This is a genomic window from Pseudoalteromonas sp. BZB3 (genome assembly GCF_040104455.1).
Classification (GTDB): Bacteria; Pseudomonadota; Gammaproteobacteria; order Enterobacterales; family Alteromonadaceae; genus Pseudoalteromonas.
This window is the reverse complement of sequence record NZ_JBECOS010000018.1, coordinates 61300-83843: the sequence shown is the minus strand read 5'-3', so window position 1 is coordinate 83843 and position 22544 is coordinate 61300. Positions and strand designations below refer to the sequence as shown.

Below are 22544 nucleotides of genomic sequence, written 5' to 3'. Positions count from 1 at the left end.
GGCGAGATAGAAGGGGAAAGGGAGTTGCCTGTTGGTTTTTTCGGAAGAGTTGAAAAATAAAGAGTATTTTTGGTTTTAAAGTCGATAGCCTCAACGCCTGATACATTTGGTAAATTAATATTTTATAGCTGATAATTACTAGAAAAATGAAAATAGTCGGTCTAAATAACGTTTTTTGCTATTTTTATGGACATTTCTACATTCAGGTGTAATTATTTCGGTGTATTGAATTTTAGGAGCATTAAATGATCATTCGACTAGCTGTAGAAAACTATATGTCTATCTACTCTAGACAAGTCTTAGATATGGAGCCTGGACCTTACAAGGAAAAGGTAGAAACGAATACGTTTGAATGGAAAAGTGAGAATGATAGTCAAAGGTTATTAAATACATCAGCAATCTATGGTGGCAATGCAAGTGGTAAAAGTAACTTTATAGATGCATTGTCTACAATGAGGGAGATGGTTGAAAATTCTTTGAGTTGGAGAATTGATAAGCAATTACCCTATAGACCTTATAAGTTGTCAAAAAAAGCTAAAGAATCCCCAACTGAGTTTGAGGTAGAATTTATTGAGAATAATACCCGTTTCCTCTATGGGTTCTCATATAATAAAACTAGAATTTTAACCGAGTATTTATTTGCATATCCCAAAAAGAAACCTCAAAAATGGTTTTTGAGGGCGTGGAATGGAAACCACTATGAATGGGATTTCGGTAGAAGTTTAGTTGGCGAAAAGCAAGCTTGGGCTCAATCGACAAAAGAAAATACTTTATTTTTAACAACTGCTGTTCAGTTAAATAGTGCGCAGTTGAAACAGCCTTTTGATTGGTTTAACAAAGGTATTGCTATTGCAGGAGTAGATGGTTGGAGCTCTAGTTTTACATCAAAACAATGCGACATCGAATCTGAAAAACAAAAAGTCTTAGAATTACTTCAAGATGTTGATATTGTAATCGATGATATTGTAATTGAAAAAGAAGAGTTCCATGTTGATAAACTACCATCAGAGTTACCTCTTGAGCTGAAAGAGCAATTAGCTGAAAAACTTCAAGGTGAGACAGTTTTTGAAACAAAGTTTTTTAGAAAAGACGAAGATGAAGATTTAGTTGAATTTGAGTTGAGTGAAGAATCTGATGGTACTAACAGGTTTTTTAGTTTCGCAGGGCCTTGGTTAGATGCTTTAAAATCAGGAAAGACTCTATTTGTTGATGAGTTAAACTCAAATCTGCATCCATTGTTAGTCAAGCATATGGTTGAGATGTTTCATTGCAAGAAAACAAACCCAAATAATGCACAGCTTATTTTCACAACTCATGAAACCTCGATTTTGAACCAATCTGTTTTTCGAAGAGATCAGGTGTGGTTTATGCAGAAAACTAAAAATCAAAGTGCACTTTATTCACTGAGCGAGTTTAAGGTAAGAAAAGGTAATGAAAATTTAGAAGAAAAGTATTTGTCCGGTGCATATGGCGCGTTACCTTTTATTTCGTGGAGGAATGTAGATGGGATCTGATGATTTATTTCGAAAGCTAAAAGCCAAGGCCAGTAAAAAGAAAAGTAGGGAAATCGAGAAGAAAGAGCCCTACTCTAAGTTCTTAATTGTTTGCGAAGATACAGTTTCAGGCTATCACTATCTATTAGAGTGTATTAAGCACTTTAGATTATCTAGTGCCAATTTTCATTTAGTAGGTTTAGGGCAAGACCCTCTTAATATAGTTAAGGAAGCAGAAAGAATATTAAAGGAGGAGTCAAGATCGCATAAGCCAGATTTTGACTTTGCATTCTGTGTATTCGATAGAGATGAGCATTCCAACTATTATAATGCAATCAATAAAATAGCTTCCTTAAATAAAAATCAAGGTAGTAAGTGTCTTTCTATAAATAGTAATCCGTGTTTTGAGTTATGGTTATTACTTCATTTTGTATATACAACTAAATCATTTGATAAAACTCAAAATAAAACAGCTGCTAAAAATGTGGAGGCAGAGTTAAAACAACACTTTCCTAATTACACAAAAAGCAATAGGAAAATTTTTCAGGAAACCTTTGAAAACATTGAAACAGCATTGGGAAATGCAGAAAAATTAGAACGATACTGTAATACAAGCTTTGTTGATGTACCTTTTACAAATTTTCATACTCTAATGAAATTTATTATGTCGATAAAAAAGAGCTAAAGTTTGTTGGTTAAGTTTTTTGTTTTTTTCGAGGAAAGTCGACTTTATAAAACAGCCCCTTAACCTCTCCACCCTCATAAACCACCGCTTCTTCCATCAAGCCAAACTCTTTTAAATACCGACCAATACTCGTAAAACTGGTGGTCTGAATCTTTCGTCCATGGTCTTCTGTACTCACTCCTTTAGCAAACCAATTTCCTAATGCCAATTTAAAGCGGCTGACTTTCACTGGCTGTGGCGTAAAGTAGGCTTCTGTATTGGCTTTAATACGCGTCATGTCGTCGGTTTCGTATATCGCAGCATTGATCACGTTCAGTGTGTGTTCTGTGCAGTTTTGAAATTGATTGTTAAATGGGTTGGAGATTAACGAGTAATTTGGGTTATGTAGCGCTTGATTTTTACCTGATGCGATGGCTTCAATTAAGCGAAGTTGCAAGTCGGGTGAAGGAATAATAATTCCAGCTTTTAGGCTCTCTACACCCCAGAAGAAGTCGACAGGGTAATCGGTCATTAACGCACTCTTTTCTGGGTTATCGGCATTTTGATACAGGTTATAAATGGCATAGCCTTTGGCTTTGTTACCATTGTCTAACGTGATCTGAGAATAAACAGCAATAGCAGTGTGAGTGAATTGAAAGCCGCGAGGTAAGTCTTTTTCTGGTTGACCTAAACGCGCAATAATAAACGCACGGGCGCCCTGTTTCGCTGCATACTTTTCTACTGATTTGGCAAACTTAGCCACTTCTTCGGCTGCAAACTTAGATTCGCTATTTTGCTGACTACCTGCAAAGGTATTTAGAGAAAGCAGCAAAGTAAATGTGAAAATGAGAGATTTAAAGTAGCGCATAATGTGCTCCTTGATTAAAAGCCGTAAAGGGGCTTTACAGCTTTTGTGAGGTATTTGAGTTAAGTCGCTTAATTAGTCTTTCTTGTCTGACTTCTTCATTTGCTCTGCGGGTGAGCGGTCCACGGTAATGGTGATCTCGGTAATTTCGAGCGGTTTATGCTTATCGATTTTATGTTTGCCTGACGCTGCATCGATTAGTGACTCGCCAACTGCTTGGCTTGCTGATGCTGTACTGCCAACAACTAATAAAGGTACTGCGACTACGCCGCTGGCTACTTGGGCACTTGCTGTTGTGCTGTGTGCGCTAGCAAGTGCTGAGTGGCGGCTGCCTTTGCTGGCATGTTCAGACGCTGATTCTGCGTGTGATGCAAATGACGTCAATGCAATTAAACCTAATGTGAAAAGTTGAGAAATGCGTTTCATAGTGGTGTCCTTTTAAATTCAACATACTGTGTTTGTTTGCGTTGACTACAAGTTAGACCAGAGGATTAATTACGTAAACTCAGTTATTAGATGTAGCAATTTAAGAAACTCTAAGTATAGTAATCCTAAACTATCTGGCGCTTTACTCAGGCTTTTTCAATTTTTTTGGTTGTTGGCAACAGTGACTTTTATGCTGTTTGAGTGCCTTTTGAAAGCCATTGGTAAAACTTTTAAGGAACACTATGAGCCAAATTTCGCAGGTGAGCGATACACTTAAAATGCTGCTTAAACAGCAAAAGCTAACGTACAAAGACATTGCCGAAAAACTCGACATGAGTGAGGCAAATATCAAACGCATTTTTGCTCAGCAAAGCTTTACTTTGCAGCGCTTAGAAGAGATCTGTCATTTATTGCAGATTAGCTTGTCTGACTTATTTTCCATCACCGAGAAGCAACAAGACCAACTAACTGAGCTCACATTAGATCAAGAGCAAGAACTGATAGATAATCCTAAGCTATTGCTGGTGGCGGTGTGTGTAAGGGATGCATGGAAGTTTGATGACATTATTGAGCAATATGATATCGACCAGTTTGAGCTTATTCGTTTATTTGCGCGGCTCGATAAAATCAAGCTTATACAACTACTGCCTAACAATCATTATAAACTCCTTATCGCTCAAGATTTTAGATGGATCAAAAACGGTCCGTTAGAGCGATTTATGGAACAAGAGGTGTTGCATCGTTTTATGGCGAGTAAGTTTGATGAAGAAGATAGCTTTCGTTTTTATTTACGAGGTCGTTATTCCAATTCTTCGATTGATATCATTCAACGTAAATTGAATCAGCTTACTAAAGAAGCGGCGATCTTAAATCAAGAAGATTCGGCACTGCCAATTGCTAAACGCAAACATATGGGGCTCTTATTCGCGATGCGAGCATGGGAACCAACTTTATTCGAGCAGTTTAGACGCAATAAATCACAAGATTAGAAGGACACTTTCCATGTCAGTTAATACTATTTTCAATAAAGCGATTCTGAGTGCTGCGGTTTTATCTGCGAGTGCTTTCTCAGCCAATGTGTTTGCGGCCAATATGTTTACGACTAAAGCCACTAGTTCGCTTAACTGTGTGACGATTAATAACGACCTTGCGCAAATCGAAAAATTTAAACAAGCAGGTACTTATCGATTTGCCAAAGGCGGTGTTCAGCGCATCAATTTCGACTTTGCATCAAACAAATCTTTTCAAGATTACTTGGCTGCTGCGCGTGCGCATATTAATGCGCAAAACCCCAAAGCAAACATGCCTTGTCCAATTAAAACAGAAACCAGCAAACGCTTGTATGCAAATAAGCCACTTCAAGTTGTAGACTTAATCATGCCGTTTGAGCTCAAAGCCGATAACGAAAAGGCAGCGGTATTGCTTATTCATGGTTTAACGGATTCACCATATTTATTTCATGATTTAGCCAATTCATTTGTTGAGCAGGGTATATCGGTGCGTACTCTGTTATTGCCTGGACATGGTACATCCGCAGAAGCCTTGGTTGATATTGACCAAGCTGATTGGCGACAAGCGGCATCGTATGCCATTAAAAGCATGCTTAACGATTTCGATAACGTGTATTTAGGTGGTTTTTCAACAGGCGGTGCTTTGGTTGTTGATTACTTAAATCACAATACCTTGAACGAAAGTGAGCTGCAAAAACTTAAAGGGGTAATGCTGTGGTCGCCAGCCAGTGAAGCAAAAGCGGGTATGGCGTGGGCAGCGAAATACGTCAGTTGGTTTACCAACTATTTAGATGAAGCGGCAGATATTGACTTTGCTAAGTATGAGTCGTTCCCTGCCAATGCGGGCGCACAAGTTCATGCGCTTATGAAGCGGATCGAACCGAAAAAGTTAAAAGGGCTACGCAATATACCGTTTTTTGTGGTGGCGAGCGAAGTTGACCAAACCATCAACAGCGAAGCAACGGTAAACATACTGGCTCGCTGGCACGCACAAAACGGCGCAGCGCAAGCACAAGATAAGCTTGTGTATTACTATGCAAATAACGTTGAAGATCAACTTAATGCCTTACCTAACTCATTAAAAACCGTCACGACTTTTTCGTGTGAGGGGCAAGTGTATTGTAAGCATGTGCTTGATATAGCACACACATCCCCAACAAATGCGCCGAGTAACCCGCATTATGGTTGGCAGGGGAGTTATCGTAATTGCGAGCATCTAACCGGAACTAAACTATTCGTCAGTTGTAAAACAGCCAATGCGGTTACTTTAGGTGAGCTTACAGAGGCGAACTTAGAAACGACCCCTAATTTGCAGCGCTTAACCTTTAACCCCTACTACGAGCAAATGCTTGAACAGATGCAGGGTTTTATTGAGAGCACTTTAAAGTAATCATCTTGTGATTTTAAGCTTTTTAACTCACTAGCTCCTGATCTTCGTCAGGAGCCATCCTTAATAAAACCTCAATAAAGTTTATTCAAACAATACTTTTAGTCCCTAAATACTAACCTTTGATAGTTTGGGTTTACTAAATTGACTATGTCTCTAATACTGAAGCCACTTACAAGACGTAACGAATTCAAGAATAATGGAGACACAGGTGATGAATAAACAAGTACTTATCAATAAACCAAGTAAGGCATTTAGAATGGCATCCGTTGCCATGTTGGTAGCAGGTGTCACGGCATTTCTAATTGGTTTAGCAAATGCCACCATGCAATTGAATGAAAAAGGTTATTACCTAGCAGTATTGTTATTTGGCCTATTTTCATTCGTGTCTTTACAAAAGACCATCCGCGATAAAATGGAAGGTCACACTATTTCAAAACCTTATTTTATGATGTGCTGGGCCGCTGCTGGATCTGCAATCGCACTGTTAACTGTGGGACTAGTAAACGCAGAATTGTTACTGAGCGAAAAAGGTTTTTACGCCATGGCGTTTTTATTGAGTGGTTTTGCTGCTATAACAGTGCAAAAGAACGTACGAGACGTGATGGCATTGGGTGATGATGAAGTTAGAGAAGAAGTTGACCTAGAGTCTCAATCATAAATAAGCATTACTATTTTACAAAAGCGTGGGTTCACCCCACGCTTTTTTGCACTTACTTGCGAGACATAAAGTCGCGCCTACAGTCAGCTATCAATGCTGGATGTTGGTTTTTCCTGTAGGCGGGGTTTCCCCCGCGCTTTTGTTTAACCTTATTTTACTTTACTAATCAATCCTGTGCTTTTAACTACACATAAAAGGTCTACTCAGGTATATTCTTACATGAGTCTAACTACGAGTTTTGTTTGTGAAAAAAGCAACGTCTTTCGATATCGCTTACCTTGCTGGGGTGTCTCAATCAACGGTCTCGCGCGCTTTGCGCAATAGCCCTTTGGTGAACCAAGAAACCCGCGAAAAAGTGCAAAAAATTGCTAAAGAATTAAATTACAAAGTTGATAAAAACGCCAGTAACCTGCGTTCTCAACACAGTGATACGTTAGCCTTGTTACTTTTTGAAGACCCTACCGATGATGGTTCAGCCATTAACCCTTTCTTTTTGTCTATGCTGGGCAGCATTACTCGTGCCTGTGCAGATAGAGGTTATGACTTATTAGTCTCGTTTCAGCAAGCCAGTAACGATTGGCATGCCGATTTTGAAGACAGTAACAAAGCTGATGGTCTCATTTTGCTGGGCTATGGTGACTATGTCGACTTTGCTGAAAAGCTAACAAAACTGTCAGCACAAGGCACGCATTATGTGCGCTGGGGTGTGGGTGAAGATCAACTCAAAGGCTCTGCAATTGGCTGTGACAATTTTGCTGGTGGTAAAGAAATCACACAACATGTATTGAAGCAAGGCCGTAAAAAGTTAGCTTTCTTAGGCACAGCATCAAGTCATGCGCCAGAGTTTTTCGACCGATATAAAGGCCACTGTGCAGCGCTAGAAGAGTACGGTATTAAGGCAGATGATAAGCTGCAAATAAATGCTTTATATACTGAAGAAGCAGGTTATGATGCAGCGAAAAAATTGCTCGACTCAGGCGTTGAGTTTGATGCAATATGTGCAGCGTGTGATTTGATTGCGGTAGGTGCAATGCGAGCTTTAAAAGAGCATGGTTTAAGCATTCCTGAAGACGTGGCAGTCGTTGGCTTTGATGATATTGCCGTTGCTAACTTTACCTCACCCCCTCTCTCTACGGTGAAACAAGATACAAAACGCGCAGGCGAGTTATTGGTCGAAGCGTTACTGGATATGATAGCAGGCAAAGCGGTAGAAAGCCGTTTAATTGAGCCTCAGCTAATTGTTAGGCAGTCTTGTTAAAGAAGAAATAAGAATGTGGGCTTTTTCCCCACATTCACAACAAATGCTTATATATTCCCACCAGGCTTTAAGCTGCTTGGCACTGTCTGCGGAATACTCTTGTGTCAAAGCTATCATCACTCAAAGCATGAATAAAAGCCTCAATAGCATCTAGTGTTTCTGAATCTACATCATCAAAATTCAAATTAGCCAGCTCTTCTGAGTTTCCAGGGTTGGCAATGTCATCATAGAACAGAATTGCATTACGTAATGTGGCTTCTGTGCCTTTATGCATGTAGGGCGCTGTGAAAGAAAGGTTACGCAATGATGGTGCTCTAAAGCGTTTCTCATTTCCTTCATCAACAACCCCTAGTTGTACTAACTTGGCGTTTTCTTTTACAGGAAGTTGATGCAATTCAAAGTCAGAGAACATTGGACCACCATGACATTCTGCGCAACCAGCTTGAACAAAAGTATCCATACCGCGAATTAGTTGCTCGGTTAAGGCGTTTTCATCTCCGCGTGCATACAGGTCAAAAGGGCTGTTTGAGACGATTAAACTGCGTTCAAAAGCGGCAATTGCTTGTGTGATACGTTCGGCGTTAATAGTTTCATCGCCAAATGCATCATTAGAAAGGCTGCGATATTCGGCAATATTGATTAAACGTTCTGAAAGTACCTGCATAATCTCGTCTTCAGAAATAGTATCACCGCGCATTTCAACGTCTGATTGCAAAACGAGCAAAGCTTGCTCTTCTAATGAGGTGGCTCGATTATCCCAAAACATTGGGCTATTTAGCGGCTCTACTGCTCCGTCTTCATCCATACCATTAAAGGCGGTATTTAAAATCGTTGGTGCGTTGCGATGAATAAGCTTTCCGCCATGTCTATTTTCAAACAAACCTGAGCCACCCACTCCAATACTTAAGTCTAAATTTTCAGCATAACCATGATTTGGGTGATGACAACTTGCACAGGCTATATCTTTATTTCCCGATAGAATAGGGTCCCAAAATAGTAGTTTACCTAATTTAACTTTTTCATCAGTTGTTGGATTATGTTCTGGTGAAGGGGGAGTGCTTGGCAGGCTGCCTATGTTGTTATCATCTTCAATAAAAACAGGTGGGTCATTATTGCATGCGCTAAGGGCTATCAAGCTAGTAAGTAATAATAATTTTCTCATACACATCTTCCGCAGAAATACAGAGTTCACTGTTTTATTTAATAATTGGAACAGTGAACGGTTGGAGAAGCAGCAAAACATGGCTACAGAGAGTTGTACCATCGCTCCCGGTTTATTGCGAAAAGGATAAAAGCATAGCAGTCTAAAAAATGTCTAATGAATAGTACGAGGGGAATGTTCAAAGGTTCTCAATGAGAAGGGATAACGATATAAAAAAGCCGATTGAAGTCTGGCTTCAACCGGCCTTTCGCATGGGATAAAGTTAAATCAACTTTAACTTTTAAACGTTACTTTGATTCTCGTATTAAGCTGTTGCTTGCTCTGAAGTGGTCTCAGTTGTTTCCGACCCATTTTCTTTTACAAAGTAAACAGCTAAGGCTGCGAGCAGCATTGCACCACCTGCCATCATCATGATGTAAATCGCTTGATTCTCAAATACTGAGGTTAAGATCCAACCTGCAAACAAGCCCGATACAATTTGTGGCGCGGCAATGGTGAAGTTGAAAATACCCATATACACACCAGTTTGTTTCGGCGGTAAGCTACCAGCAAGAATGGCATATGGCATGGCTAAAATGGCCGCCCACGCCATACCAACACCAATCATAGATATAAGTAACATCACTGCACCTTGTGGTACTTCGATTTCAGTGATCCCTAAGTTCACCATTGTCAGCGTACTGTCTTGCCAGAAAATGATACTGATATAGCCAATGGCGCCAGCTAATAGTGAGACAGAATAAGTCAGCTTACGACCTATTTGGTTGGCAACTTTTGCCATAAATAATGATGCGATAGCAGCAAAAACCGAGTATGCGGCGAACATAATACCGACCCAGTCACCTGCAGTACCCTTAGCTTGTGCAATATGCGCAGGAACTTGACCAACTTGAGATAAGTAGTCAGGATCAAACCATTTAGCATCTACTCCCCAAATATGTTGAGTGATGGCAGGCATGGTGTAAACCCACATAATGAATAGAGCAAACCATGAGAAAAACTGCACCACAGCAAGACGTTTCATAGTCTCAGGCATGGTTTTCATAAGCCCGAAGAAACCAGCAAGACGCTCACCAAGTGGCAGTTTTTCGGCTTCTTGGTTTAATTCTGGTAAGCCATTCTCGCCTGGTGCATATTCTTTAGTACGCAGAACAGTCCAAAGCACTGAGCCTAACATCACAGTCGCACCAATATAGAAAGCCCAAATCACAGAAGGGGCAACTTCGCCTTTATCTGCAACGTTTTCTAGCCCAATCACATTGGTCAGTAAGAAAGGTAAAATAGAGCCAAAAACCGCACCGATATTGATAAGGAAAGACTGAATTGAATAACCCAGGTTGCGTTGGTCTTCAGATACCATATCAGACACAAGTGCGCGGAATGGTTGGAAAGCCAAATTAAATGCAGCATCCATCAATGCCAACATCATGGCACCAAATAAGAGTGGTGTCATAAAGGTGGCAATGTTTGAAGAGTTTGGCATCAGTAACATACCAAATGCTGCAGCAATACCACCGGCTAAAATATACGGATTACGTCGTCCTAAACGATTCCAAGTTTTATCTGACGCTGAACCAACAATGGGCTGAATGATTAAGCCCATTACAGGGGCTACTAGCCAAAAAAGAGAAAGAGAATGAAGATCAGCGCCGAGGTCTGAAAGGATCCGACTGGCATTGGCGTTTTGCAAGGCAAAGCCAAACTGTACGCCTAAGAAACCAAAGCTGACATTCCAGATCTGCCAGAAGCTCAATTTTGGCTTGGTGTTTTGTGTTTGTTGTCTGGTCATAAAACGACTCTTATTTTGAATTTATACCAATATTTTGGCTGGTGATTTTGACCAATTAGTATTCACTTATTAGTCAGTTTAAACCGTAAAAAAATGGCATTTAATATGGCATTCAATCAATACTACCGAGTATATGAAACAACCACCATGTTATGCATACGTATTCAGCATTGTGTAAAACACTAGGTTAAGTGATCGTTTAGAGAGGTAGACTGATTATATTAACGACCACTCTTTGAGCTTTTCAATGACTTGCTCTTCTACAATTGGTTTTGTGATGTAGTCACTCATGCCTGCATCAAGGCATTTTTGTTTGTCGCCCTGCATGGCATTCGCAGTCATAGCAATAATTGGAATGGCAATATTGTTATCGCCAGCTTCACCAAAACGAATGGCTTGAGTTGCTTGATAGCCGTCCATTTCAGGCATTTGACAGTCCATCAAAATTAAGGTGAATGGTTCAGGTTCATTTGATGATGAAAGTTTTTCAATGGCTTGTAAGCCGTTCTCAGCGACTTCTGTTTTTATGCCAATATTACTTAAAACTTTTAATGCAACCAGTTGATTAACTTTATTATCTTCTACTAGCAGTAGGTGAACATTGGCAGTCCAATCAGACTCTGAATTAGGTGCAGCTGTTGCCTGTTCAACACTTAAAGTCTGTGAATTATTTGCTTCAAGCTGATGACGAAGTTCAGCGCTTGCTACCGCGAGAGATTTTAGTAAGGCGGCTTGGGTAATTGGTTTGTAAAAATAGGCATCAACGCCTAATTCGATAATTTGTATTTGACTATATTGCTCATTAAGCCTGCCCATCATGACGAGTTTAGTTTCTCTGAAACTAGTCGTGGTTCTGAGCTGTTTCGCAAATGACTCGCCTTGCATACAGGGTAAATACTTATCAAATAGCACAATATCGAAAGATGCTGTGCTTTGCATATCCTGTGTTTTTAAGATGTTTAGCGCCGCTTCACCACTTACGCAATCTGCTACTTCTACCCCCCAGGCGTTGAGTTGTTTCTTCAGTGCAAAACGACTTGAACTATTGGCGTCGACGAGCAACAGCTTCAACGCTAGGTGTCTGAGATCGAACTGTTCTGAGATTGATTGATTTTGACTCGTTACAAGGCAAGTGATAGTAAAGCAGCTTCCAACACTGACTTCACTGGTGACACTAATATCACCGCCTAACAACTGACATAAGCGCTTTGTAATACTGAGACCAAGGCCCGTACCACCGTACTTTCTGGTTGTGGACGCATCAACTTGGCTAAATGCATCAAATAATGAGATGAGTTTATCGTTAGGTATACCAATGCCTGTATCGCGGATTTGGCAGTTTAACTCGAAGGTATCTGACGAGTCTGTTGCTAGTAGTTTTGCTGCAATAACAATTTCGCCATGTTCGGTAAATTTAATGGCATTACTAAGAATGTTTGTCAGTATTTGCCTGATCCGACCCGGATCAGATTTAATGGCCGTCGTTTTAAGCTCCGTTAAATCGAGCACAATCTCAACACCTTTACTTTGCGCGCTGAGTGACATGGATTCGGCAAGTAATTCAATCAACTCCCTGATATCAAATTCAATATTTTCTAATTCGAGTTTATCAGCTTCGATTTTTGAAAAGTCTAAAATGTCATTGATTAAAGTCAGCAAAGAATTGGCACTGGTTCTAGCTATATCAACCGTATGCGCGTGCTCAGGGTTTAGTTCTCCGGCTTTAAGCAGGTTCAACATACCAATCACACCATTCATGGGGGTTCGGATCTCGTGACTCATATTGGCTAAAAAATCAGATTTCAATTGCGTAGCCTCTTCTGCTTTCTCGAGTGCAGCAGCCAGCTCTTTGGCTTGAGATTCCAGTGATGCAGTTTTCTCAGAGACTTGTTGCTCAAGTTTAGTCACAAATTGTTTCTGTCTTATTATTTCAACTTTTTGCAGTCGTGTTCTTAAATAAATAGCGCTGAAAATAAGGGTCAGTAATATCAAGACATAAATACAATAAGCCCACCAAGTTTGCCAAAGCGGTGGAGAAACATGCAGGTTTACGGTGAGTACATTTTTGCTCCATTCCCCATTATTGTTAGTCGCTTTGACCATAAACCTATAGTCTCCACCATCTAAATTGGTGAATGAGGCAATATTACGATTACCTATCTCAATCCACTTATCGTCATACCCCTCTAGCTTGTAAGCGTATTGATTTTTATTGGGTGAAATAAAGTCTAAAACAGCAAACTCGAAAGAAAATACATAATCTAGATGAGATAAGTATATGTCAGTGACATAAGAGTAAGGCTTATCTAGCTGAACTGGCTGCCCCATCACATTAAATCCAGTTAATATCAGGTTTGGGTCAAGCTGATTACTGGTCAAAGAGGTAGAGCTAAAGTACTCAATACCACGCTGACTACTGGTAAAGAAGGTGTTATTACTGCCCTTTACAAGGCTATTAGGGTAATAATTCAAGCCTAACAAACCATCTTGGCTGTCAAAGTTTTTAATGGTGTCGTTTTTCGGAGAATACTTTGAAACCCCTTTGTTTGTGGTCAGCCATAGATAGCCTTCAGCGTCATCGGCGATGGCTCTAATTAAATTGGTGGGTAGTCCATCTTCTTTTTTTATATGTTTGAAGTTTTGCGCATCAGGTTGGTAAAGGTTTAGTCCCTTTTGCGTGGCAATCCATATCTCGCCACTTCTTGTTTGGTGTATGTCTTGGACTATACTGCCAAGCAAGCTATCAGGGTTGTAACGGTTATTTTTAAAGGGCATGAAGAACTGCATATCTTCTTGCCATAAGTTCGCACCATCGCCTGTGCCTACCCACATATTACCTTTATCGTCTCTAAATATTTCTAGTACCTCGGGGTGGGTAAGGCCATAAGTTGAATCTAGGTGTGTGAACTTTCGTTGTTGTGTGTCATAGGTATAAACCCCGTTTTTGTATGTACCTATCCAAATTTTGCCTAATGTGTCGGCACTTAGAGCGCGGATCTCTCTAAACTCTTTGTGACCTGGATCGTTTTTGGGGTAGGTGATTAACTCGATATTTCGCGTAACAAGATCAAACGTTGCCAACCCATCATCTTGCGCAATCCAGAGTAAATTATCTTCAGATAAATAAAGCACAGGTCTCTCTAGCAAGCGGTTGTTGTTAAAGCCATTTTCCTCATTAAAAATAGCATTTGAGAGCTTTTCAAGTTTTTGAGAGTCAACTTGCCATTTGAATAATTCGGAATTGGATGTCGCGATTAGTAAGTCACCGTTTGTATTCCTTAAAATACCATTTGGTGCCACAAGCTCTGGGTTTTGAATTGATTTAAATTTTCGGTGAGGCACCAGCTTGTAAATACCTTGTACTTCATTGGTGATCCAAAGCGTTCTGCCACTGTCTTCGAAAATAATGCGTAAGCCGTTATTGTGCTCTAATTCGAGTTGCTTGATTTCATCATCGGCAGGGTCGAGCCTAAACACGCCTTTGCTGGTGACAAACCAAATAAATCCCTCTTGGTCTTCAATCATAGAGTTAACTTGGCCTAAGCTCTCATTATTAAACAGACCAAGCTGCGTAAATTGTTTAGTGTCTTGGCTGAATTTAAAAGGACCTTGTTGCGTGCCAATATAAATTTGGTCGCTGCGAGTTTTGAGAATATGGCGAATCTCGTTCGCACCTGTTGGGGTATGGTTAGTTGGATCTGGAAAAAAATACTTAAAAGTTAAATTCTTTTTGTCGAATAAGTTTAAACCGAAGCTGGTGGCAATCCAGAGCGCATCTTTGTCATTATTTTCAATATCCCAAATTCGATTATGGCTTAAGCCTGAGGCTTTCTCTGTGGCTATCTTTACATGTGAAAATTTGTTTTCACCTAGATATAGATTTAATCCTTGATCGTAAGAGCCAAGCCATATTGAGCCGTCTTCATCGTGATGCAGTGATTGAATGCGGTTCGCTGAAATAGAGTCGATGCGTTTTGGGTCATGTAAATAGGTGTCGAATCTCCCAGTCGCAGGGTTATATTTATTAGCCCCGCCGCCCCAAGTACCAATCCAAATATTCCCGTTTCTATCTAGCATTAGATTGCCTGCATCATTATGCGATAGGCCATTTTCACTCATGCTGTCAAATTCGAATAGTGTGACCTTGCGACCGTCATAACGCATTACGCCATTTTCTGCGGTGCCAAACCAAATCAGCCCTTGTTTATCTTGAATGATGGAGTAGATTTCAGATGATACAAACCCTTCTTCGGCAGTGAGCTTTTTTATCGAATATTCATTAGTTAGCAGTGGGATCTGCGCATAGCTTTTGCTTGAAATAATAAGTAGTAAGACGAAAACAGCATGCGCGAATTTAAATAGTTTATCCATAAAAGGCTTTTGATATTTTTAGAGGCAGCTAGGTTAATTTAAGCCTAGTTTAAAAAATGGACTATTTCTAATTAAATTTAGCAGGTTTTTTAGCTATTTAGCAGAATTTGGAAGGGGTAAAAAAGTATAACATTTGATAAATACTTAAGCGAAAAGCTAAGTAAGAGCTCTACTTAGCTTTTCGTTGTTAGCTGCTAGCTTTGCATCGCATAAGCTGCAGCACCCAGTAGGCCCGGTTGGCTTTCTGTGATCACATAAGTCGGCGCTTGACGCGGAATGTGTGATAAACGACCTTTATTTTCAAAGCGCTCTCTAAATGCCGTTGATTTTAAGAAATCAACAAAGCGCGGCACTATGCCTCCGGCGATATAGACCCCGCCGACACTGTTGCATGTTAGCGCCAAATTGCCTGCAAAGGCGCCGAGTACACGACAAAACACATTGAGTGCTAGATTGCAGTATTCACAGTCATTGTTTAAACCGCGCTCTGATACTTGCTGTGCCGAGAGTTTTTCGGTGTTTGGGTTTTGTTTAATGGCAGAAATAGCTTGATAAACCTGTTCTAAACCATAACCCGATAGCAATTGCTCGTAAGAAACTCGCTGCTTAATCTTGTTTAAGAAACGCAAAACTTCGATTTCGAGCTCTCCAACAGGGGCATAATCAACATGACCGCCTTCGCCACTGACACAATGCCATTTGTCACCTACAGGAATAAGATTCGCAACACCTAACCCTGTACCTGGACCACACACTGAAATAGGTTTATCAGCAACGGCTTCACCATCACCGATTTTCACTTTTTGTGCATCACTCAAGAGTGGAATAGCCATGGCAATGGCAGTGTAATCATTAATCAGCGTTAAAGACTCAAGCCTTAATGTCTCTTTTAATGCCGATTGAGAAAACTGCCAAGGCAGGTTTGTCATCGAAATCAAATCATCATCCACCGGACATGCAATGGCTAAACAAGCGCTTAAGCGATTGTCTTCTAATTGCTGCTCGCTGATATACAGCTTTAATACTTCGGCAAGACCGGCATAATCAGCACATTTATAGGTGCTGATATTGCGGTAATAGCCGTCGGCTTGCTCGTCGACAATCGCAAGACGAATATTGGTGCCGCCAATGTCGGCGATAATACGGGTTAAAGACTCAGACTGTTGTGTTGTCATGTTATTGAACCTGTAGTGTCAGTGGCTGATGCTGCCAGTTAAATTTCACCGTTAAGGTGCTGTTTTTATTATTCCAATCATAAGATTGAATAATTTGGTCGCCTACCTTAACCTGCTTTGGCTGCTGTTGCCAGTTATGGATCTTTAAGGTGATCTCACGTGCTTTAGGCATGCCCTTGTAGCCTTTGCCCTGACGCATAAGCAGCATGCCCAGTTGGCTATTATTCTGCTTCGCCGCGAAGTTAAGTAGTTCAAACTCACCACGTTTGTCGGCATTCATGGTATGGCCATCGTCTTCATACATACTACCCGTTGCTGTTTGCACTTGGCTATCGGCCCAATAATGTAAGGTTAGGTGCCCTGAGTTGTAGTTTTGCGTGGTTTGGAACTTCTCAACCATAGGCACAATTGCCCCCGCTTTAACGAACACAGGGATTTGCTCAAGGTTTACTTCGACTTTATGTGTTTTGCCGCCTTCGAACTTTTTTCCTGTGAAGTAGTTAAACCACACACCTTCTGGCAGCGTGACGTCAACAGAACTTAAATTCGCGGAGGTAATTGGGTGTACAAAAAACGCGTCGCCCCATAGGTAGCTATCTTTGTTCGAAAGGTCTGTGTTGGCAGCGTCATCCATAAAAGTGGGGCGCATTAGAGGTAGACCTGATTGACTATTTTGATACGCTAACGTGTAGTTATAAGGCATCATTTGGTATCTAAGTTCGATGAACTGACGCAAAATATCTTGCGTTTCTTTATCGTGGAATACTACTTCTGATGGAATATGTTCTTGGCCATGCGGGCGATAAATTGGTTGGAATACACCGTATTGTAACCAACGGATATACAGCTCTTTATTAAACTGCTCACCACCGGCAAAACCACCTAAGTCAGAGTGCGTGTAGCCCAAACCAAACATGCCCATTTGCAGTGATAACTCAACTTGTGGTTTTAATCCGCCCCAAGTTCTGTTTACATCCCCAGTCCAAGGCACCATGCCGTAGCGCTGAGAGCCTGCGGCACCCGCGCGCATTAAAATAAATGGACGTTGTTCAGGTTGCGTCGTTTGTAAATGTTGAAATAACATTTTTGCCCACTGATGGCCGTAGGCGTTATGAATGGCATCTGCAGACACTTGATGGCCATTATCAAGAGTGTGCAATGCATCGCTCGGGTGTACTTCTGGTTCACCTAAATCGCCCCACCAACCTTGTACACCTTGTTCAGCAAGTTCTTGATAAATATTATTAAACCAGTTTCGACCTGTGTCGTTGAAGACGTCGACAATACCGGTATTACCAAAATAAAAATCAAACGTTTTTGGCTTGCCTTCGGCGTCTTTTGCCAGCACTTTTTTCGCAACAGCATCATCCCAACGTTTTGAGCTCGAAAGAATAAATGGTTCAGTGATCAAAATAGGTTGAATGCCTTGTTCGCGTAGTTCGCGTAGCATTCTTTCAGGTTCAGGAAACGCGCCTTTATCCCAAACAAGGTTGCCCATATGGCCCTGAATGTCCTTACCAAACCAATATAAATCAATGATGATGGAGTCGAGTGGGATATTCAGTGCTTTGAATTTGGCAACTGTGTCCATCACTTCTTGTTGTGTGCGATAGCCAAAGCGTGAGGCAAAGTTACCAAACGCCCAGCGAGGTAACATGGGCTGTGTGCCACTGATATCGGTGAAGTTGGCGATAAGTTTAGGGTAAGAATCACCCGCCACGACAATATAAGCGTTACGCCCTGCCACTGCTTCAAACTGTAAAACATTTTGTTCAGACTTTGCTAAATCAACCCAGCCTTTGGCGCTGTTATCGAATAACAACATATATTGTTTATTCGACATCACCGCAGGCAAGCTGTAATTCATTTGTATTGATTCAGTTTCATAACCATAATGCGCACGGTTGTATAAAGGTAAACGATGGCCGCGGCGGTCCATACCTAATACGCGCTCGCCTGTGCCAAGTAATTGCTCACTGTCATTTAAGTTAAAGCGAACACCGTGTACTTTATGTACTTGAGTTTGGCTGTCATGCTGTTCAATCACAGTGCCTGAGTAAAAGCCTTGCTCTTCTTTTACCAGTAATTGTTTGCCTTTAAAGTAACTTACTGAATAAGGCTGCGTGGTAATTTCGACACGCATATTGCCTGCTGAGCCAACAAGCACATTGCCTTGCTGTGAAGCTTTTTGACTAAAGAGTAAGGTGTGGTCTTGGTGTGTTTCACTGATGGTATAAGAAGGCAGGTTATTTGCCGAAACCGCAGCTTGTTTGGCATTGAATACCGCTTCAATGGCACTGTCGTTCAGTGCTGAGAAGGTAACATCACCCAGTGTTGTGGTAACCGTCAGCTCACCATTTTGATAGCTATGAGACACATATTTGTGCGCTTTTGATGCAATCGTATAAGGTTTGTCATTGTTCTTATTTTCAACAGCTTGTACTGCAATGAGTGGGCTTAAAAGCAGCCCTGTAACTAGGCTAATACCCAAAAAAACTTTACTCACACCCAACCTCTTTGTCATTTTTCTTGATGATTGCATCATAGCGTCATTCATAAAACTGCAAATCCTGAATACGTATGCAAAGGCTGTTACGAAAAAATCATAACGCGTATTCTTTATGACAATATTATAACGACTATCCGATTATGCCTCGGGTCTTTTAAAACTAAGTGCCACTAAGCTGTGACACTGAGAACAAAATGAGGTGTAGGGCGATGATGAAGAGTCTTTGGGGTTTTAAATGAAAGAACAAATGTGGTGGCGCGGCGCCGTTATTTATCAGGTATATCCACGCAGCTTCTATGATGCCAACCAAGATGGTATCGGTGATATTCCGGGTATCATCGCAAAATTAGACTACATCAAAAGCTTAGGTGTAGATGCGATTTGGGTATCGCCATTCTTTAAATCTCCTATGAAAGACTTCGGTTACGACATCAGCGATTATCGCGATATCGATCCACTATTTGGTCAGTTATCAGATTTTGATGAGCTGATCGCCAAAGCCCATGACCGTGGCATTAAGATCATGATTGACCAAGTATTAAGTCATACATCAGATCAACATGCTTGGTTCTTAGAAAGTCGTGAAGATAAAACTAATGACAAAGCTGATTGGTACGTATGGGCTGATGCTAAGCCAGATGGCACACCGCCAAATAACTGGATGTCGATTTTTGGTGGTGTTGCGTGGACGTGGGAACCGCGCCGTCAACAATACTACCTGCACAACTTCTTAACCAGTCAGCCAGACCTTAACTTCCATAACCCAGAAGTACGTCAAGCAACCCTTGATAATATTGAGTTTTGGCTAAAACGTGGTGTAGATGGCTTCCGTTTAGATGCGATTAATTTCTGCTTCCATGATGCACAATTACGTGACAACCCGCCTAAAGCGCAAGAGCTGCGTACCAATATCGGTTTTGACTCAAAGAACCCGTATGCGTATCAGTATCACTATTACAACAATACCCAAGATGAAAACTTGGGCTTTATGGAAGACATTCGCGCACTATTAGACAAGTACCCGGGCACAGTCGCACTTGGTGAAATCTCGTCTGAAGATTCATTAAAAACCATGGCGGAGTACACACAAGGTGATAAGCGTCTTCACATGGGGTATAGCTTTGACCTGCTAACAGATGACTTTAAAGCAAGCTACATTAAGCAAGTTGTAGAGTCATTAGAAGCACGCGTATCGGATGGTTGGCCATGTTGGTCTGTATCGAACCACGATGTTATTCGTGTTGCGAGCCGTTGGGGCAGAACACAAAACGCTGAAGGCAATGCTACTCTCGCGAAAATGTTGTATGCGATGATTTCATCACTGCGTGGAAGCGTTTGTAGCTATCAAGGTGAAGAGCTTGGCCTAGTTGAAGCTGAAATTGCTTACGAAGACTTACAAGACCCGTATGGCATTACGTTCTGGCCACAGTTCAAAGGCCGCGATGGTTGCCGTACTCCACATCCTTGGGAAAGCCAAAAAGACAATGCAGGTTTTAGTACTACTAAACCTTGGTTACCTGTGCCTGAAGCGCATTATACTACCGCAGTAGATACCCAAGAACATGATGAAAACTCAGTACTAAATAGCTACCGTCATTTCAGTGCATGGCGTAAAGGCTTCGAAGCTATTCTTTACGGTGACATTGAATTTATTGAAACGCCAGAGCCAATTCTTGCGTTTAAACGTAGCTACAATGGCCAAACACTTTTAGTCTGTTTTAACCTAAGTAATGAAGCGCAAACAATCAGCCTTGAGCAGTTAGGCGTAAGTGAGCTATCACTTATTACAGATCACAAACTTGTGACTGCGACCATGAATGACAACAACTTAGAAATGCCAGCGTTTGCGAGCGTTTATGCAAAGCTTTCTTAATTGAAAGTAAGCATGATACCAATCCTTTAAAAAGACTATTTAATATAGAAGATTGGTATAAAAAGGAGATCCTATGTTTAAATCACCACTGAATAAAATTGCCTTATCGCTGATGTTAGCGACAGGTCTTACAGCGTGTAGCCAATCAGCGAATACGGCAAAAGAGTCAGCAGTGCAGGCGAATACCGCAGTTGCAGCGACCAGCGTTGAACAGTTTGAACGTAAAGCGGCTAAGCTGACACCATATAAGCAACGAGACTTTCGTGATGAAGTATTCTACTTTGTATTGCCTGATCGTTTTTACAATGGCGATCCGAGTAACGATATGGGCGCAGCTGAACACGACACTAAACGTGCGCTATCACGTGGTGGTTTAGACGTTACTCACAAAGGCATGTATCACGGTGGTGACTTAGCAGGTTTAACTAAAAAGCTGCCTTACCTAGATAACATGGGTATTACCGCGATTTGGTTAACGCCAGTACTACGTAACCGTGCAATGCAAGCCGATACATCGGGTTACCACGGCTATTGGATTTTAGATTTTACCGAGATTGACCCGCACTGGGGATCAAACGCTGAGCTTAAAAACTTCATTGACCAAGCGCACGAACGCAATATCAAAGTGTACTTTGACATCATCACAAACCACACGGCTGACGTGATCAAATACGAACAGTGCCATGGTAAAGATGGCCTAGGATGGTTGGTTGAAGGTGAACGCTGTCAATTTAAAGACAGCAATACACCAGAAAACGAGCGCTACAAGCCACTGATCCCTAAAGGCGAAGAAGACGTTAAAGTACCCGCTTGGCTAAATGACATTGATTTGTATAACAACCAAGGTGACTCACATTGGTCTGGCGAAAGCTCAATCAAAGGTGATTTTGCAGGGTTAGACGATGTCGACACCACACAACAAAAAGTGGTTGATGGCATGATCGACATCTACAAAAACCTGATCACCGAGTTCAAGCCTGACGGTTTTAGAATTGATACAGTAAAACACGTAGACATGTCATTCTGGGAGCAGTTCTCGCCGGCACTGATGGATCATGCTGCTTCATTAGGTATCAACAACTTTATGATGTATGGCGAAGCGTATAGCTTTGAGCCAGAACTACTTAGTACTTTCTTAACTGAAGGTAAAATGCCATCGGTACTCGACTTTGCACTGCAAGGCAGTATTGAAGCGGTTGTGGTGAATCAAAAAGGCACAAGTGAACTGACAAAGCTTTTCGCGAAAGATCATTTATACAAGCATGAAGATGGTTTTAATGCCAATCACCTTGTGAGCTTTACGGGTAACCATGATATGGGCCGTATTGCATATCGCTTAAAGAGCAGCGAGTTTAACTATAGTGAAAGCGAAATGGTTGAACGTACTCTATTAGCCCATGCATTGATGTACTTTAGCCGTGGTGTACCGGTTATTTACTACGGTGATGAGCAAGGCTTTGTGGGTGACGGTGGCGACCAAGATTCAAGACAAAACATGATGCCATCATTGGTTAAAACCTATAACGATGATGACCTGTTAGCCACAGATAAAACCACAGCTGATGACAACTTTGATACATCGCACCTGTTCTATCAGCGTTTTGCTGAATATGCTGAGCTATATCAAGCGCATATCGCACTACGTCAGGGTGAGCAAAGCATTCTATTCTCACAAGATGAGCCTGGCTTATTCGCCATCAAACGAGCGTATCAGGGTGAGCAAGGTAAGCAAAACCTAGCGGTTATCTTTAATACCAGCACGAAATCTCAGAGTATTAAGTCGACTGGGATGAGTGAAAATGCGAAACTGATTTATCAATCAGCTGAAGGTGAGAAAGGCCAAGTAGCTGGTCTTGGATTTAGCGTTTATCAGCTAGATTAACCAAATAAAGGCCAATTCA

At 41.2% G+C, this 22544-nt stretch carries 15 protein-coding genes; 8 read left to right on the top strand and 7 right to left on the bottom strand.

Translation table 11 applies throughout. From position 1 onward, the window contains the following. The first annotated feature begins 245 nt into the window (after window positions 1–245). Window positions 246–1514: an ATP-binding protein gene (locus ABMY35_RS19415; protein ID WP_349287729.1), complete on the top strand. Its 1269-nt coding sequence runs from the start codon at window positions 246–248 to the stop codon at window positions 1512–1514. Then, entirely contained in the window at window positions 1504–2178 is a 675-nt protein-coding gene (locus tag ABMY35_RS19410) for an RloB family protein (RefSeq protein WP_349287728.1), read from the top strand. Before ABMY35_RS19415 ends, ABMY35_RS19410 begins: the two co-directional genes overlap by 11 nt. A 10-nt stretch (window positions 2179–2188) precedes the next feature. Here the strand turns inward: ABMY35_RS19410 and ABMY35_RS19405 are convergent, their stop codons facing one another. Next, window positions 2189–3025 carry a DUF2145 domain-containing protein gene (locus ABMY35_RS19405; protein ID WP_349287727.1) on the bottom strand — a complete coding sequence of 279 codons (837 nt, stop codon included), beginning with the start codon at window positions 3023–3025 and terminating at the stop codon, window positions 2189–2191. Between the two features lie 72 nt (window positions 3026–3097). Continuing rightward, the gene (locus tag ABMY35_RS19400) at window positions 3098–3448 is read right to left on the bottom strand and encodes a hypothetical protein (RefSeq protein WP_349287726.1); all 351 of its coding nucleotides are present in this window, start codon (window positions 3446–3448) and stop codon (window positions 3098–3100) included. A 242-nt stretch (window positions 3449–3690) separates the two neighbouring features. Between ABMY35_RS19400 and ABMY35_RS19395 the strand changes: the two genes are divergently transcribed. The 4 genes from ABMY35_RS19395 to ABMY35_RS19380 all read left to right on the top strand — a co-directional run bounded on the left by ABMY35_RS19395 (window position 3691) and on the right by ABMY35_RS19380 (window position 7764). Next, window positions 3691–4437: a helix-turn-helix transcriptional regulator gene (locus ABMY35_RS19395; RefSeq protein ID WP_349287725.1), complete on the top strand. Its 747-nt coding sequence runs from the start codon at window positions 3691–3693 to the stop codon at window positions 4435–4437. Window positions 4438–4450: 13 nt separating this feature from the next. After that, the gene (locus ABMY35_RS19390; protein ID WP_349287724.1) at window positions 4451–5848 is read left to right on the top strand and encodes an alpha/beta fold hydrolase; all 1398 of its coding nucleotides are present in this window, start codon (window positions 4451–4453) and stop codon (window positions 5846–5848) included. Window positions 5849–6059: 211 nt separating this feature from the next. Continuing rightward, window positions 6060–6506: an inner membrane protein YiaA gene (gene yiaA, locus ABMY35_RS19385; protein WP_349287774.1), complete on the top strand. Its 447-nt coding sequence runs from the start codon at window positions 6060–6062 to the stop codon at window positions 6504–6506. A gap of 244 nt (window positions 6507–6750) precedes the next feature. Further along, the gene (locus tag ABMY35_RS19380) at window positions 6751–7764 is read left to right on the top strand and encodes a LacI family DNA-binding transcriptional regulator (RefSeq protein ID WP_349287723.1); all 1014 of its coding nucleotides are present in this window, start codon (window positions 6751–6753) and stop codon (window positions 7762–7764) included. A 67-nt stretch (window positions 7765–7831) separates the two neighbouring features. On the opposite strand, the gene ABMY35_RS19375 is transcribed toward ABMY35_RS19380, so the two are convergent. The 5 genes from ABMY35_RS19375 to ABMY35_RS19355 all read right to left on the bottom strand — a co-directional run bounded on the left by ABMY35_RS19375 (window position 7832) and on the right by ABMY35_RS19355 (window position 18767). After that, on the bottom strand, window positions 7832–8926 hold the full coding sequence (locus tag ABMY35_RS19375) for a cytochrome c peroxidase (RefSeq protein ID WP_349287722.1): 1095 nt from the start codon (window positions 8924–8926) through the stop codon (window positions 7832–7834). Between the two features lie 304 nt (window positions 8927–9230). After that, a complete protein-coding gene (locus tag ABMY35_RS19370) occupies window positions 9231–10715 on the bottom strand; it encodes an MFS transporter (protein WP_349287721.1) in 1485 nt (494 codons plus the stop codon). Window positions 10716–10931: 216 nt separating this feature from the next. Continuing rightward, window positions 10932–15086: a response regulator gene (locus ABMY35_RS19365; protein ID WP_349287720.1), complete on the bottom strand. Its 4155-nt coding sequence runs from the start codon at window positions 15084–15086 to the stop codon at window positions 10932–10934. Between the two features lie 194 nt (window positions 15087–15280). Then, on the bottom strand, window positions 15281–16261 hold the full coding sequence (locus ABMY35_RS19360; RefSeq protein ID WP_349287719.1) for a glucokinase: 981 nt from the start codon (window positions 16259–16261) through the stop codon (window positions 15281–15283). A 1-nt stretch (window position 16262) separates the two neighbouring features. Next, window positions 16263–18767 carry a TIM-barrel domain-containing protein gene (locus tag ABMY35_RS19355; protein WP_349287718.1) on the bottom strand — a complete coding sequence of 835 codons (2505 nt, stop codon included), beginning with the start codon at window positions 18765–18767 and terminating at the stop codon, window positions 16263–16265. Between the two features lie 238 nt (window positions 18768–19005). On the opposite strand from ABMY35_RS19355, the gene ABMY35_RS19350 reads away from it, so the two are divergent. Then, a complete protein-coding gene (locus tag ABMY35_RS19350; RefSeq protein ID WP_138566319.1) occupies window positions 19006–20643 on the top strand; it encodes an alpha-glucosidase family protein in 1638 nt (545 codons plus the stop codon). Between the two features lie 73 nt (window positions 20644–20716). Then, window positions 20717–22525: an alpha-amylase family glycosyl hydrolase gene (locus ABMY35_RS19345; RefSeq protein WP_349287717.1), complete on the top strand. Its 1809-nt coding sequence runs from the start codon at window positions 20717–20719 to the stop codon at window positions 22523–22525. Window positions 22526–22544: the final 19 nt, after the last annotated feature.

What these genes read in the sequence shown, in the direction of transcription:
- ABMY35_RS19415 (WP_349287729.1), top strand. Translation starts at nt 246, where the DNA reads ATGATCATTCGACTAGCTGTAGAAAACTATATGTCTATCTACTCTAGA.
- ABMY35_RS19410 (WP_349287728.1), top strand. Translation starts at nt 1,504, where the DNA reads ATGGGATCTGATGATTTATTTCGAAAGCTAAAAGCCAAGGCCAGTAAA.
- ABMY35_RS19405 (WP_349287727.1), bottom strand. Translation starts at nt 3,025, where the DNA reads ATGCGCTACTTTAAATCTCTCATTTTCACATTTACTTTGCTGCTTTCT.
- ABMY35_RS19400 (WP_349287726.1), bottom strand. Translation starts at nt 3,448, where the DNA reads ATGAAACGCATTTCTCAACTTTTCACATTAGGTTTAATTGCATTGACG.
- ABMY35_RS19395 (WP_349287725.1), top strand. Translation starts at nt 3,691, where the DNA reads ATGAGCCAAATTTCGCAGGTGAGCGATACACTTAAAATGCTGCTTAAA.
- ABMY35_RS19390 (WP_349287724.1), top strand. Translation starts at nt 4,451, where the DNA reads ATGTCAGTTAATACTATTTTCAATAAAGCGATTCTGAGTGCTGCGGTT.
- yiaA (WP_349287774.1), top strand. Translation starts at nt 6,060, where the DNA reads ATGAATAAACAAGTACTTATCAATAAACCAAGTAAGGCATTTAGAATG.
- ABMY35_RS19375 (WP_349287722.1), bottom strand. Translation starts at nt 8,926, where the DNA reads ATGAGAAAATTATTATTACTTACTAGCTTGATAGCCCTTAGCGCATGC.
- ABMY35_RS19370 (WP_349287721.1), bottom strand. Translation starts at nt 10,715, where the DNA reads ATGACCAGACAACAAACACAAAACACCAAGCCAAAATTGAGCTTCTGG.
- ABMY35_RS19365 (WP_349287720.1), bottom strand. Translation starts at nt 15,086, where the DNA reads ATGGATAAACTATTTAAATTCGCGCATGCTGTTTTCGTCTTACTACTT.
- ABMY35_RS19360 (WP_349287719.1), bottom strand. Translation starts at nt 16,261, where the DNA reads ATGACAACACAACAGTCTGAGTCTTTAACCCGTATTATCGCCGACATT.
- ABMY35_RS19350 (WP_138566319.1), top strand. Translation starts at nt 19,006, where the DNA reads ATGAAAGAACAAATGTGGTGGCGCGGCGCCGTTATTTATCAGGTATAT.
- ABMY35_RS19345 (WP_349287717.1), top strand. Translation starts at nt 20,717, where the DNA reads ATGTTTAAATCACCACTGAATAAAATTGCCTTATCGCTGATGTTAGCG.